At 29.6% G+C, this 18,979-nt stretch carries 20 protein-coding genes; 13 read left to right on the top strand and 7 right to left on the bottom strand.

Going from position 1 to position 18,979, the window contains the following annotated elements; all coding sequences use genetic code 11:
* Nucleotides 1–22: 22 nt before the first annotated feature.
* Complete coding sequence (locus tag DY123_RS04580) at nucleotides 23–442, bottom strand: hypothetical protein (RefSeq protein WP_140934465.1); 420 nt, start codon at nucleotides 440–442, stop codon at nucleotides 23–25.
* A gap of 119 nt (nucleotides 443–561) precedes the next feature.
* Here DY123_RS04580 and DY123_RS04575 point away from each other — a divergent pair, with 119 nt between their 5' ends.
* Together DY123_RS04575 and DY123_RS04570 are read left to right on the top strand one after the other, a co-directional pair.
* A complete protein-coding gene (locus tag DY123_RS04575) occupies nucleotides 562–834 on the top strand; it encodes an AbrB/MazE/SpoVT family DNA-binding domain-containing protein (RefSeq protein ID WP_140934464.1) in 273 nt (90 codons plus the stop codon).
* 7 nt (nucleotides 835–841) lie between these two features.
* Complete coding sequence (locus DY123_RS04570; protein WP_140934463.1) at nucleotides 842–1,183, top strand: type II toxin-antitoxin system PemK/MazF family toxin; 342 nt, start codon at nucleotides 842–844, stop codon at nucleotides 1,181–1,183.
* Between the two features lie 62 nt (nucleotides 1,184–1,245).
* Here the strand turns inward: DY123_RS04570 and DY123_RS04565 are convergent, their stop codons facing one another.
* Both DY123_RS04565 and DY123_RS04560 read right to left on the bottom strand, forming a co-directional pair.
* Complete coding sequence (locus DY123_RS04565) at nucleotides 1,246–3,489, bottom strand: heavy metal translocating P-type ATPase (protein WP_140934462.1); 2,244 nt, start codon at nucleotides 3,487–3,489, stop codon at nucleotides 1,246–1,248.
* On the bottom strand, nucleotides 3,479–3,919 hold the full coding sequence (locus DY123_RS04560) for a CopY/TcrY family copper transport repressor (RefSeq protein WP_140934461.1): 441 nt from the start codon (nucleotides 3,917–3,919) through the stop codon (nucleotides 3,479–3,481). The genes DY123_RS04565 and DY123_RS04560 overlap by 11 nt, the downstream gene beginning before the upstream one ends.
* 689 nt (nucleotides 3,920–4,608) lie before the next feature.
* Here DY123_RS04560 and DY123_RS04555 point away from each other — a divergent pair.
* The 4 genes from DY123_RS04555 (at nucleotide 4,609) to DY123_RS04540 (ending at nucleotide 8,123) form a co-directional block, all read left to right on the top strand.
* On the top strand, nucleotides 4,609–4,878 hold the full coding sequence (locus DY123_RS04555; protein ID WP_140934460.1) for a GNAT family N-acetyltransferase: 270 nt from the start codon (nucleotides 4,609–4,611) through the stop codon (nucleotides 4,876–4,878).
* 172 nt (nucleotides 4,879–5,050) lie between these two features.
* On the top strand, nucleotides 5,051–5,929 hold the full coding sequence (gene rbsU, locus DY123_RS04550) for a ribose/proton symporter RbsU (protein ID WP_140934459.1): 879 nt from the start codon (nucleotides 5,051–5,053) through the stop codon (nucleotides 5,927–5,929).
* 168 nt (nucleotides 5,930–6,097) lie between these two features.
* On the top strand, nucleotides 6,098–7,465 hold the full coding sequence (locus DY123_RS04545) for an MFS transporter (RefSeq protein WP_140934458.1): 1,368 nt from the start codon (nucleotides 6,098–6,100) through the stop codon (nucleotides 7,463–7,465).
* A 100-nt stretch (nucleotides 7,466–7,565) separates the two neighbouring features.
* Nucleotides 7,566–8,123 (top strand): GNAT family N-acetyltransferase, encoded by a 558-nt coding sequence (locus tag DY123_RS04540; RefSeq protein WP_140934457.1) that lies wholly within the window; start codon nucleotides 7,566–7,568, stop codon nucleotides 8,121–8,123.
* A gap of 224 nt (nucleotides 8,124–8,347) precedes the next feature.
* Here the strand turns inward: DY123_RS04540 and DY123_RS04535 are convergent, their stop codons facing one another.
* Complete coding sequence (locus tag DY123_RS04535) at nucleotides 8,348–8,914, bottom strand: helix-turn-helix transcriptional regulator (RefSeq protein WP_140934456.1); 567 nt, start codon at nucleotides 8,912–8,914, stop codon at nucleotides 8,348–8,350.
* A gap of 36 nt (nucleotides 8,915–8,950) precedes the next feature.
* On the opposite strand from DY123_RS04535, the gene DY123_RS04530 reads away from it, so the two are divergent.
* Entirely contained in the window at nucleotides 8,951–9,133 is a 183-nt protein-coding gene (locus DY123_RS04530; protein WP_140934455.1) for a hypothetical protein, read from the top strand.
* A gap of 57 nt (nucleotides 9,134–9,190) precedes the next feature.
* Here DY123_RS04530 and DY123_RS04525 read toward each other — a convergent pair whose 3' ends face one another.
* Entirely contained in the window at nucleotides 9,191–10,372 is a 1,182-nt protein-coding gene (locus DY123_RS04525) for a GH25 family lysozyme (protein WP_225426752.1), read from the bottom strand.
* Between the two features lie 394 nt (nucleotides 10,373–10,766).
* On the opposite strand from DY123_RS04525, the gene gap reads away from it, so the two are divergent.
* Entirely contained in the window at nucleotides 10,767–11,774 is a 1,008-nt protein-coding gene (gene gap / locus DY123_RS04520; protein ID WP_105964329.1) for a type I glyceraldehyde-3-phosphate dehydrogenase, read from the top strand.
* A 240-nt stretch (nucleotides 11,775–12,014) separates the two neighbouring features.
* Here the strand turns inward: gap and dnaN are convergent, their stop codons facing one another.
* Nucleotides 12,015–13,151 carry a DNA polymerase III subunit beta gene (dnaN, locus tag DY123_RS04515; RefSeq protein WP_105964328.1) on the bottom strand — a complete coding sequence of 379 codons (1,137 nt, stop codon included), beginning with the start codon at nucleotides 13,149–13,151 and terminating at the stop codon, nucleotides 12,015–12,017.
* A gap of 162 nt (nucleotides 13,152–13,313) precedes the next feature.
* On the bottom strand, nucleotides 13,314–14,654 hold the full coding sequence (dnaA, locus tag DY123_RS04510; RefSeq protein WP_140934453.1) for a chromosomal replication initiator protein DnaA: 1,341 nt from the start codon (nucleotides 14,652–14,654) through the stop codon (nucleotides 13,314–13,316).
* Nucleotides 14,655–15,141: 487 nt separating this feature from the next.
* On the opposite strand from dnaA, the gene rpmH reads away from it, so the two are divergent.
* The 5 genes from rpmH (at nucleotide 15,142) to mnmE (ending at nucleotide 18,971) form a co-directional block, all read left to right on the top strand.
* Nucleotides 15,142–15,276 carry a 50S ribosomal protein L34 gene (gene rpmH / locus DY123_RS04505; protein WP_105956880.1) on the top strand — a complete coding sequence of 45 codons (135 nt, stop codon included), beginning with the start codon at nucleotides 15,142–15,144 and terminating at the stop codon, nucleotides 15,274–15,276.
* A gap of 74 nt (nucleotides 15,277–15,350) precedes the next feature.
* Nucleotides 15,351–15,701 (top strand): ribonuclease P protein component, encoded by a 351-nt coding sequence (rnpA, locus tag DY123_RS04500; protein WP_105964326.1) that lies wholly within the window; start codon nucleotides 15,351–15,353, stop codon nucleotides 15,699–15,701.
* Nucleotides 15,702–16,535 (top strand): membrane protein insertase YidC, encoded by an 834-nt coding sequence (gene yidC, locus DY123_RS04495; protein WP_105964325.1) that lies wholly within the window; start codon nucleotides 15,702–15,704, stop codon nucleotides 16,533–16,535.
* A 135-nt stretch (nucleotides 16,536–16,670) separates the two neighbouring features.
* Nucleotides 16,671–17,405 carry an RNA-binding cell elongation regulator Jag/EloR gene (gene jag, locus DY123_RS04490; protein WP_140934452.1) on the top strand — a complete coding sequence of 245 codons (735 nt, stop codon included), beginning with the start codon at nucleotides 16,671–16,673 and terminating at the stop codon, nucleotides 17,403–17,405.
* Nucleotides 17,406–17,579: 174 nt separating this feature from the next.
* On the top strand, nucleotides 17,580–18,971 hold the full coding sequence (gene mnmE, locus DY123_RS04485; RefSeq protein ID WP_140934451.1) for a tRNA uridine-5-carboxymethylaminomethyl(34) synthesis GTPase MnmE: 1,392 nt from the start codon (nucleotides 17,580–17,582) through the stop codon (nucleotides 18,969–18,971).
* Nucleotides 18,972–18,979 lie beyond the last annotated feature (8 nt).

The raw sequence follows: 18,979 nt of genomic DNA, 5'->3' as shown, positions 1-18,979 counted from the left end.
GCAAACATAAGTTTGCACTTTTTTAATTATTATTTTCCTTAATCAAATGTAACTTCTTAGCCAATGCTTCCAATTGCTTTAATCCTTGTTGATAACCTTTTTTGAATTCTTCAGAAACGTTATTAACATTGAAATTTTTATTATTAATCGCTGAATTAAAGCCCTTATTCTCCTCATTACTTCTGGTTTTAGCTTTTTCATCATTTTTCTTATTAAAATTATTTTCTACTTGTTTAAATTGGCTATTAACTGCTCCGCCTAATTCACTTGCTTCATTTTTTAAGTCTGCTTGGCTTTTTGATCCTAATAATTCTTTGAAATTACCCTGTTTTACCTGATTAATTTCATATTGAAAATTATGATTGGAATCATTATTTTTATAATGATTCCATGAAATAAACAGTATAAAAATCAAAATAACTGAAAATATTAATCTTTTCATATCAATATTCCTTTCTATTATTTAGAATAATTGCGATTATATATTAATTCAGCTATTTTTTAAATAAATAAGTTGTAAAAGAATGATGTAAGAAGTAAGATGTAAGAGAGGTGATTAATATGCTAAAGCACAACACAATTACTGCAAAAATGTCTAGTAAAGGACAAATAGTTATTCCTGCTGATATCAGAAAAAAATTAAACATTAATAATGGTGATACCGTATCTATTACTCAAAATAATGATGAAGTTCTTATTAAAAAGATGCCTTCATCATTAAGTTGGGACAATTTAATTAATGATATTCCCAATGAAAAAGTCGACATAGATAAAAATGGCAATTATGATCCCAAAAAATCTCCTAATTTTAATAACTGGATGAAAGAGAGATAAACTATATATGCAAGAAAAAATGGATATATATATTGCTAATGTCCCCTTTGATGATTCCAATAAAAGTAAAATTCGTCCTGCATTAGTTGTCTCTGTTGATAATAAATATGTATATGTTTTTAAAATAACTTCAAAATATAAAAATAAATCTAAAAATATTAAAAAAGTCTATTATCCTATTATGGATTGGTACAAAGCTGGTTTAAAAAAACAGTCTTTTGTTGATACTCACATAACATATGGTATTACTAAAGAAATAATTTTTCAGCATAATCCAATTGGAAAATTATCTAAAAACGACACTGTAAATTTGTTTGAATTTATATCAAAAAACAAATTAAATAAGTAACTTTATTGTATAAAAAATAGAGCAAAAACATTGAATGTTTTGCTCTATTTTTATTTCATATTTTATTTAATTTTTAAAGTTAAAGCATTCAAAGCAACAATCACTGTACTTAGTGACATGATAATAGCTCCAACCATTGGATCTAGCATAATACCAGCAAATGATAAGATTCCAGCAGCTAATGGTAAAGCTACAATATTGTAACCAGCACCCCACCATAAGTTTTGAATCATCTTAGTATGTGCTTTCTTAGCTAATTTCACTAAATTCACAACATCCAATGGATTACTATTAACTAAGACTACATCAGCTGAATCAACGGCAACGTCAGTTCCTGATCCGATTGCAATCCCCATATCAGATTGAGTTAGACTAGGTGCATCGTTGATTCCATCACCAATGAACATTACTTTGCCATCTTTTTGATAATTAATAACATTCTTTTGTTTATCTTCTGGAAGTAATTTTGCTTTTACTTCTGTAATTCCTAGTAATGAAGCTACTTTGTTAGCAGCTGATTCGTTATCACCAGTTAACATCACTGGAGTAATACCTTGGCTTTGTAGATATTGAATCATAGCTTTTGATCCAGATTTGATTGAATCACCTTCAGCAACAAAACCAATTACATTGTTGTTTTCAACCACATAGCTTAGTGAATTACCTTTTTCTAAATATTGTTTAGATACACTAGCATCATAATCAATGTTATTGGCATCTAAATAAGCAGCTGAAACAACTAGAAATTCATGATTATTAACAGTTCCACGCATTCCGTATCCAGTAATTTGATTATCATTATTTACTTCAGATAACGATAATGCTTTTTGTTTAGCAGTTTCCATAATTCCAGTCGCCAAAGGATGATTAGAATTTTGTTCAACGCTAGCAGCAATCTGCAAAATATCATCTTTGGAGTAACTATTATCTAGGCGATCGTAACCATTAACTTGGAATTTACCTTCAGTTAAAGTTCCAGTTTTATCCATTAATGCATATTTAATATCATTGATTTTTTCTAAAGAATTTTTATTTCTAATCAATAAACCATTAGTAGCAGCAATGGAAGTTGTTCTAGAAACAATTAGAGGAACAGCCAAACCTAATGCATGCGGACATGCAATAATTAATACAGTTACAGTTACTGGAATGGAGAAACTAACCCCTTTAATAAATGACCAAGCAACGAAAGCAATAATTGCGACCAGTAGTGCAGCATAGAATAAGTAACTTGCAACTTGGTTAGCCAAATTTTCAGTTTTGGATTTAGCTGATTGGGCTTCTTGGACCATGTTCATAACTTTTGATAAATAACCACTATTACCAGTTCCAGAAATCTTAACTTTAATCGTACCATCACCATTTACAGAACCACCGATAACTTTATCAGAAGCTTTCTTGTTAACACTTCTAGATTCACCAGTTACTAATGATTCATTCACTGCCGTTGAACCATCATAGATAGTACCATCAGCCGGAATCTTTTCCCCAGCTTGAATTAAAATTGAATCCCCAACTGATAATTCACTTGTGGAAACATCTTTAGTTTGATTATCAGTAATTAAATGTGCGTTATCAGGCAATAATTTAGATAATTTATTAATTGCAGAACCGGCATTCATCACTGAATTCATTTCAATCCAGTGTCCCAATAACATAATCACAATTAATGTGGATAACTCCCAAAAGAAATCATTAACCATTGGAGTCACATGTAAAATGTCATTAGCAATTACCGCGTAAATACTGTAAATATAAGCAACTGAAATTCCTAAGGTAATTAGCGACATCATTTCAGGTTTTTTATTTTTCATTTCACCTTTAGCACCGTTGAAAAATGGTGTACTGCAATAGAAGAATAAAATACTACCTAAAATTAATACAATAAAATCAGAACCACTGAAAGTTAATTGAAATGGTAATTTCATACCCATCATTGGTGACATCAGAATAATGGGAATCGTTAGGATTAATGAAATCCAAAACTTCTTTTTTAAGTCTCCCATGTCCATCATGTGGCCACCATGATTCATCATCATATGGCCATGATCATGGTTCATGCTCCCCATATCCATGTTGTGATCCATATGTCCCATGTGACTCATATCATGGTTCATGTGACCTTCATGATTATGTTCCATATTGCTCATGTCATGATGCATATCACCCATATCATGATCCATATGTTCTTGATCATCATGTTCCATATCACAATTCTTCATATCTTTATGATCATTATCACAGCAATCCATATTTTCATGGTTCATCTTACTATGATCCATGTCTTTCATATCTTTATGACTCATAAATCTTACCTCCTAAACAATGACATTCAACTTTTTCTGGTGCATCCACCATTTTTTTATCTAAGGTTTTAATCAACTTACTAATATCAGATTTGCTTAAATCAACATTATTGATTAAATAATCAAGGGTTGAACCATATTGCATACAACAAATTTCATCAAACAAGTGTTTAATTTTCATTTTGTAAGCATCTTGTTCATTAATTAAACAATAGTAATAATTTTTTTTATCAATTTTTTTAACGCCGATGATTTTTTTGTTCTTTAATCTGGTAATTAAAGTTTTAATTGTTGATTCACTCCAGTCACTTTTTTTAGAAAGCAAATCAATAATGGTCTTACTTCTTGAATCACCAATTGTCCACAAAACACGCATTAGTTCCCATTCAGCATCGGAAATATTACTAACTTTGTTATCGATGGTTACCACCTCTCAAATTTATTATTTATATTTAGTCTACACTTGTAGACTAAAAAATCAAATAAAAAGATTTTGTCTTAAGTTTTGTTTAAGATTTCATTGTTATATTATTAATAATCTTAAAGGAAAGAGGGGTTTACAATAATGAAAAAACATTTAGTTAAGAAAAATCAATCAAATATTAATCAGAATCATAAATATAGACTGAACTTATGTGTTAATCAGGATTGGAAAGCTGCATCTTTAAGATGGATCAATAATTGAAGTTAATAAATACTCCTGCAAATTAACTATCTCCTACACTCTACAAATAAATTTATAACAAAAAACAGCACTTAGAACAGAGCTTCTAAGTGCTGCTTTTTTAGTGTTAATTATATAAATATTAAAATATAATATAATTAATAAGAAGGAGAAATTTTTTATGAAGATAAAATATATAATGAAATTTTTATCAGATAGTCTAGCATTTATAATTTTTATAGTATTGGAATCAATTATTGAATTATTCATTATGAATTCGAATGAGACTCATATGTCATTATTGGGCATAAAATTGATTAAAAATATATTCAAAGATGGTGGTTTCAATTTTGGTATATCAATGCATTTCAACATTAAAATATTCATGCTTTACATAATCTTTTTATTAATTTGTGTCTTAATAAGATTTTGGAATAATAAAAGGAGTGCTAAAAATGCAATTTAGTTATGATCAAGAAAATATTTATTTAATAGATAATGATTATGCAATTGCTAAAGCTAATTTCACTGTCAAAAATAATATTTTATCTATTAATCACATTATTGTTGAAAAACAATATCGTGGTAAAGGGATTGCAAGGCAATTAATGTTAGAAGTAATAAAATATTCTGAAAAAAATAACTTATTGATTTGTCCTATTTGTGAATATGCAAAAATGTTTTTTAAACATAACAGTAAATATGATCATTTATTAAACAATTAAGTATAAAATATGTAAGCAACTCCAAATTTAAGAATTTATTATTAATGTTTGTTGCTTTATTATGAAAGCGCTTTTATAATATAAGAAGAAACAATATTAATAAACTCATTTTGCTCATTTAAGTATTATGATATTGCTCCTAAAAATTCATGATTTCAGAGGAGGAAGCATCTTGAATACTATTGCATTGTTAATTGGTTTATGTCCGTTAATAGGTTGGGGGTTATATCCAACGATTGCTTCAAAATTTGGAGGTAAACCTACCAATCAAATTGTTGGATCAACATTCGGAACTCTTATATTTGCCTATATATATTTCCTAATCACAGGACTTTCAATGCCAACCGGAATCAAATTTATTTTGTCATTATTATCTGGTGCTGGTTGGGCTTTTGGTCAGATTATGTCTTTCAAAGCTTTCAAATTAGTTGGTTCATCTAGAGTTATGCCCATTACAACTGCATTGCAATTAATCGTTACAGCATTATGGGGTGTATTTGCATTAGGTAACTGGAATGGAATTTCTAATAAAATAATTGGCTTCATTGCTTTAATTATTATTATAATTGGCGCCACAATGACCAGTTGGCAAGAACATTCAGACAAACAAGAATCATCTAAAATGAAAAAAGCAGTTTTATTTCTTGTTGTTGGTGTTATTGGATATTGGTTATATTCAGCCGCACCACAAGCAACCAATATTAGTGGTAAATATGCCTTCTTACCACAAGCATTAGGTATGTTTTTAACTGCTGTAATTTATTGCTTATTCCATATCAAAGAAAATAATGTTTTTAAACAAAAAGTTTCTTACTTACAAATCATTTCTGGATTTTTCTTTGCTTTTGCAGCCTTAACATATTTGATTTCTGCACAACCAAATATGAATGGTTTAGCTACTGGATTCGTTTTATCTCAAACATCAGTAGTTTTAGCAACCTTAACTGGAATTTACTTTTTAAATGAAAGAAAAACTAAAAAAGAAATGATTGTAACAATCTTAGGATTATTATTAATAATTTTAGCTGCTGCATTTACTGCCTTTTTATAATAAAAAGTTATAAACCTTATATAGAAAAGATATCCACGGATTTTTAAAATTTGTGGATATCTTTTTTAAATTTTTCCTTGCACGAAAAATTTTAATTCACTATAATTACAAACACTAATGTATTTTATAATACAAATTTTATAGGAGACGAAATATAATGACTATTTAATGAAAGAGAGAATATCAACAAACGTATTATTAGCAATAATTGCTGTCGGAGTTATGACATTCAGTGGGGTGACTGTTGAAACCTCGATGAATATCACATTTCCAACTTTAATTTCAGAATTCCATATTGGACTAAATGTAGTCCAGTGGATTACAACGATTTATCTATTGGTTTTATCAAGTGTGATTCCACTTTCCAAATTCCTAAAAGAAAGGTTTAAGACTAGTCATTTATTTATATGTGCTAGTATTTTATTCCTAATTGGTTTGGTTGTTGATGCGATGGCACCAGAATTCATTTTCTTATTACTAGGAAGACTGATTCAAGGAATTGGAACTGGAATTGCATTACCATTAATGTTCAACATTATTTTGGAAAATGTTCCAAAAAGTAGACTTGGTTTTATGATGGGCTTTGGCTCATTAATAACTGCTGCCGCATCAGCTGTGGGGCCTACATTCGGTGGAATTATTGTTAATACGCTAGGTTGGCGTTATATTTTTATCATTTTAATTCCAATTTTAGTTTTAGCTTTTATATTGGGAATTATATCAGTTCCAAAATTACCACAAAGTGAATTAAGCAATAATAAATTTGATGTGTTTAGCTTTATTTTAATTTTCTTAACCTTTGCTGGCTTAATTTTTGGAATTAGTAACATCAGTAGTAAACCACTACTTAGTGTTAATGTTATTTTACCAATCATAATTGGAATTATTGCTTTAACTATGTTTATAAAAATACAAAATCGAAAAGAAGAACCTATTCTAAACGTTAAGATTCTTAAGAATTTGGCTTATTCAAAATATGTAATTGCATTCTTTATAAATCAATTAATTATCTTAGGATTATCATTCATTGTTCCTAATTATGTCCAAATTATTAATCATAGTTCATCAAGTATTGCTGGATTAATATTATTACCTGGTGCTGTCGTTGGTGCTATCATTTCACCATTCTCAGGATCACTATTAGATCATCTAGGTGCTAAGAAACCAATTCTAACTGGAATTGGGGCTATTGTTATTTCATTACTTTATTTAGCAGCTACTTCTTATAATTTAAGTGATACCATTTTCACAATCTTCTACACAATTATTATGATTGGAATTGGATTATCATACGGAAACATTATGACCAAAGGTTTAGACTACTTAGCAGCTGATATTAAAGCAGATGGTAATGCGATCTTAACCACAGTTCAACAATTTGCTGGTGCAATTGGAACTGTCATTGTTTCCACAATTATTACTAAGATTACTGCTATTTCAGGAACAAATAATGTAATTGGTTATACTTTTGCAATCTTATTTTTAGCTATATTAAGTATCATTCAATTTTTAGTAGTTTTTTCAACAAAAGAATAATTAAAACTTTGAGAACAGAATTTATTTCTGTTCTCTTTTTTTAATATGTTAATATTAAATTATGGTTAAATTAAAATTATAAAATGATTGGAGTACGAAAATGAAAATATCTCTAAAAAAAATAAAGAAAATTGATTTGGAAGATTTCTGGAATGTTGCATATAAAGATAAAAATGCCGCATGGACAAAATTTAATGGTCCATATTTTAAAGATAAATTGCCTGAAAAAGAAGGTTTTATTCATGGAGAAGCTTCTAAAAAGCATTTAAATAACAATATGTATAAAGCAATTTGGTGTGACGGTGAAATTGTTGGATCAGTTTCAGCGTATTATGAAGATGGAAATTTAAAAAGATGGTTAGATGTCGGAATTTGTATTTATGATGACTCTAATTGGCATAAAGGCATTGGAAAAATTGCTTTAAAGAAGTGGATTGATGAAATGTTTGCGCTAGTTGATTTACCTCATATTGGATTAACAACTTGGTCTGGTAATCAAAGTATGATGCATTTAGCAAAAAAGATTGGTTTAAATAAAGAAGCTGAGATTCCAAAAGTAAGATATTGGGAAAATAAGTATTGGGATTCTATAAAATACGGAATTTTAAGAAATGATTGGAATAATTTAAAAGGGGGAGAGGAGAATATAATTTTATAAATAAAAACAGGGAGCATCTAGGTGCTCCCTGTTCAACGCATATCTATAATTGATAATTAATTTATCAACAACTTAAACATATAAAAGATTACAAAAATAATCAAGCTAGTAATTAAAAATAGACAAATATAAGGGTTACATTCATAAAAATATTTAATAGTAAAATGCTGTTATATCAATGTCTTGGCGTGTCTATAGACATGATTTTTAAATAATATCCACTACTATTTACCATTTCTATAGTTAGTTATGATGAAGAAGCTGGTTGTTAATATTAGTGAGTGAAAAAGAACACCTATATATAATGGCATTTCTTCAAAAAAATTAGAAAAGTTATATTGAAATTCCAAATTATTCATAATAATTATAAAGAAAATTACAAAGATAAAAAGATATAAGTATATTCCTTTACCTTTATTTTTTATTTTTATAAATACATTTATTTTATAACTTATACATAAAAAAGAAGTGAAAATAAATTGCAAAATAGATATTTTTGCTAATTTACCAGTATATAAGTTATATAAACAAAGAATAAATAATATTAAATTAATAAAATACATGACATTAAAATATTTATTGTTAGTTTCATGTTTATTTTGTGTATAATGTAATTGGAGATTGGTATCATATATGGAATTCAGTTGTTTCAAATATGTAGAATTAGGTTGTCCACGACCATTTTCCCAACTTGAAATAGTTTTTCTAGAAACATTAATTTTGTTAGCTACATATTCTTGGGTTAATTTTTTATCTTTCCTAACTTTTTTTAATTGACTAGATATTTTCATATTATTACCTTCTCTAAAAATAATTGGAGTGTGATTATGTTGAAAAAAATATTAACTGCTTTCGCAATCGTTGTCATGTCATTATCATTTAGTTATGGTTCATTTAATGTAATTAGTAATAGTAATAATGTTTACGCTGCAAGTAAACATCATAAAAAAAATGGCGATGATTTAACATTTTGGCAAAAAATTTATGCAGGGTTCAATGTCCAAGATTAATTATAAATGAAAATTAACCAATAAAAAACAGACACATTTTTGTGTCTGTTTTTTATTTTACTTGAATGCACCTTGGTAAATCCAACCCAAATATTTACCATTATAATAACATTGATAGTAATAACTATGCCAGCCATCTTTTTTAGCTTTGGCAGTTATCTTTAATTTTTTATTAGCATATTTATGCCCATGATAAGTCATTTTAATATTACTAAAATGACTATTGGTTACATGGTTGTAAAAATTATTGAGTGTGTTATGTTTAACCTTTTTATATTCGTTAGCTTTGCCATAATTAATATGGAGACCTAAAGTATCACTACTAATCCAACCTAATAATTTTCCTCGATAGTAACAACGATAAAATGTTTTACCATTAACAATTGCTCTACAATCTATATTAATAGTTTTAGCACGATATTTTGCTCCATAATTTTTTAATTTAAAATTATGTGCATACTTATTATCTAAAGCTACATGATCATAAAAGTTCTCGTTAAATTTACTTTTAGTAGTAAATTGTCCACTATCACGATAATATTTAGTATTCACAATTGGTTTTGGATTCCCAATAAACCAATTACTCTTTTTAGAGGTTAAAAGACTTGAATCAATATATTTACCTAATGCTGGTGAATAAAAATGATCAGTATATTGCCATAAAACATGTTCTCTTTCAGGTTCATTCGACTGGTATGCAGCCAACCAATAACCATCGTATGAACTAATCGCCTCTGCTGCATATTGCAACATAAAACTTTGGTATGAATAGAACAATATCTTTTTGTTTTTCGCTAATGGTCTAAGTTCATTTACCCATGATAAAGTCGCTGCATTAGTATCACCAGATTTAACAGTTTGATCTTCATAATCATTTACATAAAATTTGGCATTAGGAGCACGCTTATAGAGTGCTCTAGCTTCTCCTTTAGCATCGTTCACACTTTCATACTGACTAAATGAATAAACTCCATATGGAACCTTATACTTATCTAATAAATTTCGATTATGTTGAAAAGTTCGATCATAATAAGCACTTCCATATTGAACTCTTAAAATGACAAATGGCACTTCATTTTTTAACTGTTTAACTTGTGAATCAGTAAAATTACCTTGCCATTCGGACAAATCATAAACATTTCTTTGATTTGCATTTACATTAGTTATATTTATGTATATAAACGATACAAATATAGCAGCAATAATTATAAATAAATATTTAAATCTAAAATTTTTCAAAACAAATATCCTCCATTTACAATTACTTATTGTAGTAGAGTAATGTTTCATAAATGATATAGTTAAATTACAGTTTAAAATCAAATTATCACAGATAAATTACATGGGAGAATTTATGAAACAATTTTTAGAAGGATTCATATATGTAATATTGGGAATCATGTTATTCAAATTGCTGTATTATTTCATTGCGCAATTAAATTTAAACACCATAGTTTCAATATTATTAACTTTACTAGCTACTTCTATAGCAATAACTTTAGCGCTTATTTTAATAGTAAATATGAAAAAATTTATTTTTCACAAGCATAATACATGACATTAAATTCAAAGCGTGTTAATTTGTATCTTGTAAGATATAAATAAAATATTAAATGAATTTGGAGGTACAAGTATGACAGTAAAAATTGGTATTAACGGTTTTGGTCGTATTGGTCGTTTAGCATTCAAAAGAATTCATGAATTAAAATCTGATGGTATCGAAGTAGCAGCTATTAATGATTTAACTACTCCTTCAATGCTAGCTTACCTATTGAAATATGACTCAACACATGGCAAGTTCCCAGGTGAAGTTTCATCAACAGATAAGGGAATCGTGGTTGATGGTCATGAAATTCCAGTTTACGCTGAAAAAAATGCCGCTGACCTTCCATGGGTTAAAAATGATGGTGTTGACTTCGTACTAGAATGTACAGGTTTCTACACATCAAAAGAAAAGGCACAAGCTCACTTAGACGCTGGTGCAAAACGTGTTCTAATCTCAGCTCCTGCTGGTGATATGAAGACTGTTGTTCCTGGTGTTAACTTGGACACATTGAACTCAGATGATCAAATTGTTTCAGCTGGTTCATGTACAACTGGAAGTATTGCAGCTACTGCATACTTCTTAAACAAGGACTTTGGAATTAAAGTTGGTTCAATGACAACTATCCATGCCTTTACTTCTACTCAAGCTATCTTAGATGGCCCTCGTGGTAAGAAGTTCAGAAACAACCGTACTGCTTCAGTAAACACTATTCCTCACTCAACTGGTGCTGCTAAGGCCATTGGTTTAGTTGTTCCTGAATTAAACGGTAAATTAGATGGTGTTGCACAACGTGTTGGTATTATTGATGGTTCATTGACTGAATTGACAGCCATCGTTGACAAGAAGAATGTTACTGCTGACGAAATCAATGAAAAGATGAAGAGTCATGCGGACGAAACATTCGGTTACAATGATGAACCAATCGTATCAAGTGATATTATCGGTGATACTCACGGATCAGTATTTGATGCAACTCAAACTAATGTTTCAACTGTTGGTGATGACCAATTAGTTAAGGTTTGGAACTGGTATGATAACGAATGGGGCTTTACTTGCAACATGGTTCGTACTTTATTGAAGTTCTCACAACTATAAAATTAATTAAAAGTTCTTGGATAGTATTCAAGGACTTTTTTATTACATAACTTTTTGTTGTCATGATTTTATCCACATATAATTAAAATTATTCATGTTTTAATAAATTTAAGAACATATTTAGTATAATTTATCCACAATCTTATTAACAGGTCTTAAAAATCAATTTTTGGCTTTATTTAAATATATAAAAAGAGCACTGATTAAAAATATCAGTGCTCTTTTTATTCTCTATTATTTTTAAAATGTACGAACTGGTGTTATTAGTTCGACAAAGTTTTCTTGATCTTCTGAAGGAACCAATGTAAATGGTCTTAATGGTGATGTAAATGAAACATTAATCATCGTTTGACCAAATGCACGAAGCGCATCTTTCATATAATCAGGATTAAATGAAATCTCTAAATCTTCACCGCTAACTTCTTTAGTATCAAGTTCTTCTTCAACATTACCAACATCAGGTGAATTACCTGAAATAGTAACTTTTTTATCATTAGCATTAATTGTTAATTTAACAACGTTATTTCTAGATTCATGTGAAAGTAATGAAGCTCTTTCAATTGAACCTAATAATTCACGAGCATCAAATTGAACATTAGTTTCTGATTCTTTAGGAATCAAACGTGAAGTGTCAGGGTAAGCACCTTCTAGTAAACGAGAGTAGAAGTAAGTATTACCAATTGTGAATAAAACTTGGTTTTCTGAAATCTTCATTTTTACATCTTCATTATCATCAGAAATCATTTTTGATAATTCTGACAAACTGCTTCCTGGAATAATTACATCATATTCACCATTATTATCTGGTAAAGCAACTTTACGTTGACTTAAACGATGTGAATCAGTTGCAACAGCAAATAACATTTGATCTTTTAAAACAAAGTGTACACCAGTAAGAATAGGGCGACTTTCTTGTTTTGAAACTGCAATAACAGTTTGATTAATAATTTCTTTAAAGACATCACCAGATAATGAAATTTCATTTTCATTATCAATTTCTGGTAGGTGTGGATAATCATTAGCATCTAATCCATTAATCGTAAATGATGATGAACCAGAAGTAATTTCCGTTTGGAAGCCATTACTTACTGATAAAGTCATTTTATCGTTAGGAAGTTTTTTAACAATTCCACTGAAGAATCTTGCTGGTAGTACAATTCTACCAGTTTCACTGATTTCTAATTCATTATCTTCATCACTAGCTTGAATTTGAGTTTCAATTGAAACATCAGCATCACTACCTGTAAGAATAATTTCATTATCGGTTACAGTTAATTTTAAACCAGTAAGAATAGGGATAGTTGTTTTAGATGATATTGCTCTTGATACAGTATTAATTCCTTGAATAAATGATGATCTTTTAATTGAAAATTTCATTTTTAATTTCCCCCTGTTATTAATAATAATTAATATATAGTAAATATAGTAGTAGTAGGGCCTGTGGATATGTGTATAACTAAGCTAATCACTTGATATCATTGACTTTCGTCCTGTGGATAACCTGTGGATAACTTTGCCTTTTTTCCACAAACGATAAAATTACCTTTTTAGTTCTTCTTTTAATTCATCAACTTTATTTTGTAAATTGACGTTATCTTTTAGTGACTCGGATATTTTATCATAGGCGTGGATTACGGTGGTATGATCTTTTCCTCCAAATGCAACACCAATTTTAGGTAATGAATTATTAGTCATGATTCTTGCTAAGTACATTGCGATTTGCCTTGGAATGACAATTTTTTGGATTCTTTTTTTACCTTTAATATCGTCAATCGATAAATTAAAGTACGAAGAAACAGTTTCAATTATTTTATCAATGTTTACTTCGATTTTATTTTCACCTTTATTAAGTCCTTTTAATGCGTCTGATACTAAATCCGTTGTAATTTTAACATTTTTGAATTTAGCAAAGGCCTGAACTCTTGATAAAGCTCCCTCTAACTCACGGACATTTGAATCAATTTGTCCAGCAATATAATTTAATGTATCAGTTGGTACATCAATATTATCAGCTTCAGCTTTGGTTTTTAAAATAGCAATTCTAGTTTCTAAGTCGGGTGGAGTTATGTCAACTGATAAGCCCCATGCAAATCTTGAAACTAATCGATCTTGCAGTTTTGATATTTCATTTGGTAGCCGATCAGAAGTTAATACGATTTGTTTACGATTTTCATATAAATCATTAAATGTGTGGAAAAACTCTTCTTGGGTACCATCCTTGTCTGCAAAGAATTGGATATCATCCACAAGTAAAACATCCACATTCCGATATTCTTGTCGAAAACTTTCTGTTTTATGATTTTGAATAGCGTTTATAAAATCGTTCGTAAAAGATTCACTAGTAATGTATTTAATGTTTGCCTCAGGATTATCTTGAATAATCTTGTTACCAATTGCATGCATTAGATGTGTTTTACCTAATCCAACACCTCCGTACAATAGTAGAGGATTATACATCTTACCAGGGTCTTCTGATACAACTAATGCCGCAGCGTGCGCCATTTGGTTACCTTTACCAATAACAAATGATTCAAATGTATAGTTAGTATTTAAATGGGTATTCTTCATTAAATTGTTACTATTTTTTTGATCGTCGTTTATTGGTTCAAAACTACTTTGTTTTTCATTCCTTAATTCATCTTCTAAAACAAAATTAGGAATAATATCTTTTTTAGTTATTTTATAAGCATATTCGACTAATTGGTCAGCTAATTTATCTTTCCAATAGTCTCGATGAAGAGGGGAGGGGAGTTCTAAAGTTAGTTGATTGCCTTCTAGACTAACCGGTTTAACGGTTTCTATCCATGTTGAATAAGTCGTAGTTGAGACATTATCTTCAAAAGCATCACGGATTTTTTCCCATAATGTGTCTTTATTCATGAATTATTTCCTCCCACTTGAATTTCTTAAATAATTTTACCATTATGAAGTTAAGTTTTCCACAGATATTTATAACTAATATAAAATGTTCCACAGGCTGTGCATAAAGTTATCCACAGGGTGTAGATAACTTTATAAAATAATAATAATCTTTAGTTATTAACAGCCAAATGTGAATAAAAAACATTGTTTAATTATTGATATAATAGGATTTTAAAGTAGTTATGCACTGGTTGTGGATAACTTTATGCACACCCTGTGATTATGTGGATAAAATGTGGATAACTCTGTGAATTAATATTTTTTAGTCCACAAATTAATCCACAAAAATATGCATGAAACAAATTAAAATGTGGATAACTTTATAATTTGAATAACTCCCCTATTTTTAAATAGATGTTTCATGATTTTAGTTTTTATGGTATTATGTTTAAGAAATGTATTTAGCATAGAAAAGAAACATTTAAATAAGCAAGGAGGGTTAGTAATGAAAAGAACTTACCAACCAAAGAGACGTAAGCATGCTCGCGTACACGGTTTCCGTAAACGTATGGGTACAAACAACGGTCGTAAAATTTTAGCTAATCGCCGTAGAAAAGGCAGAAAGTCATTAACTGTCTAGTATACTAAAGACCACTGACCAATTAATCAGTGGTCTTTTTCATTATATTGATAGAAAATTAACGGAGATGGATTATGCGTAAGTCATATCGTGTGAAGAAAGAAGCAGAATTCCAAAAGGTTTTTGAAAAACATGATTCAGTAGCCAACCGGATGTTTGTTGTCTATCAAATGGATAAACCTGATCAAAAACATTTTCGTGTTGGAATTTCTGTGGGTAAAAAAGTCGGTAATGCTGTACACAGAAACTGGGTAAAAAGAAGAGTTAGACAAACTTTGCTAGAGTTAAAGCCTGATTTAAAACAAGATGTTGACTTCTTAGTTATTGCTCGTCCACGTGTCGATGGTCTTTCAATGAAAGAAGTTAAGCAAAACCTAGTTCATGTTTTGAAGTTAGCAAAATTACTTGATGAGGGAGAAGAATAAATGAAAAAATTCAAAAAATATTTTTCATTAGCTTCCATATTAGGTCTAGTATTCTTTTTAAGTGCATGTAGTAATAAACCTATTACTTCCCACAGTACTGGATTATGGGATGGAGTAATTGTTTTAAACTTCTCTAGAGCAATTATTTGGTTGTCAAAATTCTTTGGTAATAATTACGGAATGGGAATTATTATTTTTACCATTATCGTAAGAATCATTATCCTACCTTTGATGATTTACCAAACTAGGAGTATGAAGAAAACTCAAGAAATACAACCTGAGTTAAAGAAATTACAAAAGAAGTATTCATCTAAGGATACTGAAACAATGCAAAAATTGCGTACTGAACAACAAAAGTTATACTCAGAAGCAGGTGTTAATCCGGTTGCTGGATGTTTACCTTTAATTGTTCAATTACCAATTTTATGGGCTTTATATCAAGGAATTTGGCGTACTGATATTTTGAAATCAGGTCATTTTCTATGGTTACAATTAGGACATAAAGATCCTTACTTTATTATGCCTATTTTGGCGGCCCTATTTACTTTTATTAGTTCATGGTTAGCTACTAAATCGCAACCTGAACAAAATGGAATGACTAAGTCGATGACTTATGGAATGCCATTAATTATTTTCTTCATGGCATTAAATATTCCAGCCGCTATTTCCATTTATTGGGTAGTAACTAACTTGTTCCAAGCTGGACAAACTTTAGTATTACAAAATCCTTGGAAAATTCAAAAGGAACGTGAAGAAAAACAACTTGCTGAAAAGCAACGTAAACATGCTGTTCAAAAAGCAATTAGAAAAGCAAAACGTTCACGTCGTAAATAGTATAATAAAAAGACTGACTTTTAAGTCAGTCTTTTTTATCGTCTTAAATTAAGATATCCTTAAATTAGCTATCTTTATTATTAAAATTTATGATAATATAGGTGAATATGATTAAAAATAAAGGGAGAAAGCTTAATGTCAACATTTACTGCGAAAACAGTCGATGAAGCAATTAAAAAAGGATTATCAGAATTAAACCTTAATAAAGATAATTCAAAAATTAATATTGTTCAAAATAGTCGCAAGGGATTCCTTGGGATTGGTAAAAGAGATGCTATTGTTGAGATTGATAAAATTGTTACCTCTCAGCCTAAACAAGTTAATAATGATGAACAAACAAATAATAATTCAAAATCAGAAGCTCATTTTGATGAAGAAACTAAAGTAAAAACAAAATCTAGAAAGGATGCTAACGAAGAAGCAATTGAAGATTTGATTGCATATTTAGCACCAATTGTTAAAGAACTAGGAATTGAAGCAAAATTAGATTATGAAGTTATTAATCGTAAATTTGCACGAATTAATTTTCAAACTGATCAAGAAGGCATTTTGATTGGTAAACATGGTTTAACAATTAATGCATTACAATCATTAGCACAAATTTACTTAAATCATTTAGGCTTTAGTCGTTTATTGATTCAATTAGATACTGCTGACTATCGTCATCGTCGAGTTGAAACATTAAAAAAATTAGCTGAAAAAACCGCGCGTGAAGCGGTAGCGACTGGACTACCAGTTTATTTAGATCCAATGCCTTCATTTGAAAGAAAAGTTATCCACACACAATTAGAAAATAGTTCACACGTGGAAACCTACTCTTCAGGTCGTGATCCATATCGCTCAGTAGTGGTGGAAGCAAAAATTATTTAGTTTAAAAAATTGACAAATTTAAATAAAATTCTTATTATTATATTTAATAAGAAAAAACGAAAACTTAGATGAAGTAGTCAAAGTGCTTTGTCCATGCTTATTTATTGTGGCGTGGAGTGGGCACTTTTTTTGTGCGCATAGCTACGTTTTATTGACATAGAAAGGAAGAATAACATGGCAACAACGACAGATTTTGATACAATTGCCGCAATTTCAACCCCACCTGGTGAAGGTGGAATTTCAATTATTAGAATTAGTGGTGAAGATGCTTTACAAGTTATTTCCAAACTTTATCGTGGAAAAGATTTAAGTAAAGTGGCTTCTCATACTATTAATTATGGACACATTATGGATCCTGAAACTAAAGAAGACATTGATGAAGTAATGGTTTCTGTAATGCTAGCGCCTAAAACTTATACTTGTGAAGATGTAATTGAAATTAATTGTCACGGTGGAATTGTTGCTACAAATACAATTTTACAGCTAGTCCTTAGCTATGGTGCTCGTATGGCTGAACCGGGTGAATTTACTAAGCGTGCCTTTTTGAATGGTCGAATTGATTTATCACAATCTGAGGCCGTTATGGATATTATTGATGCCAAAACTAATCGTTCAATGAAAGCCGCCGAAGGTCAATTAGATGGTAATTTATCACGTCTAATTAGAACCCTTAGACAACAAATCCTTGATGTATTAGCTAACGTTGAAGTTAATATTGACTATCCAGAATATGATGATGCTGAAGTTGTTACTTCCAATTTATTGATGAAAAATGCTAAAGATATCAAAGAAAAAATTATTAAATTACTTAAAACTTCAAAACAAGGTCAAGTTTTACGTGACGGTTTAGCTACTTCCATTGTAGGTCGTCCTAATGTTGGGAAATCAAGTATTCTAAATCATTTACTACATCAAGATAAAGCAATTGTGACTGATGTTCCAGGAACAACTCGTGATGTTTTAGAAGAATATGTCAATGTACGTGGGGTACCTTTGAAATTAGTCGATACTGCTGGAATTAGAAAAACTGAAGATAAAGTTGAAAAAATTGGGGTCGACAGATCCAGAAAAGCAATTCAAAGTTCAGACTTAGTTCTACTAGTGTTGAATTCATCAGAAGCATTATCAGATGAAGATAAAAAGTTAATTGAATTAACTGATGATGCCAAAAGAATTGTTATTTTAAATAAAACCGATTTACCACAAAAAATTGATATTGATGAAATTAATCAATTAATTGGTAAAGAAAATGTAATCACCACTTCAGCTATTAAAGACGATGGAACTGAACCATTAGAAGAAATGATTGCTCATTTATTCTTTAATGAAGGGATTCAAAGCTCACAAGCTGATGTTATGGTTACTAATGCTCGTCATGTCAGTTTATTGCATAAAGCTAAAGAATCATTAAATAATGTCATTAGTGGCTTAGATGATGGAATGCCCGTTGATTTAGTTCAAATGGATATGCGTGATTGTTGGGAATCATTAGGTGAAATCACTGGTGATAGCTATAATGGTGAACTGTTAGATCAACTATTTAGCCAATTCTGTTTAGGTAAATAAATATTGTT

Origin of the sequence: Apilactobacillus micheneri (assembly GCF_006493595.1) — a bacterium.
In the GTDB taxonomy this organism is placed as follows: Bacteria; Bacillota; Bacilli; order Lactobacillales; family Lactobacillaceae; genus Apilactobacillus; species Apilactobacillus micheneri.
This window is presented reverse-complemented; position numbering and strand designations above follow the sequence as displayed.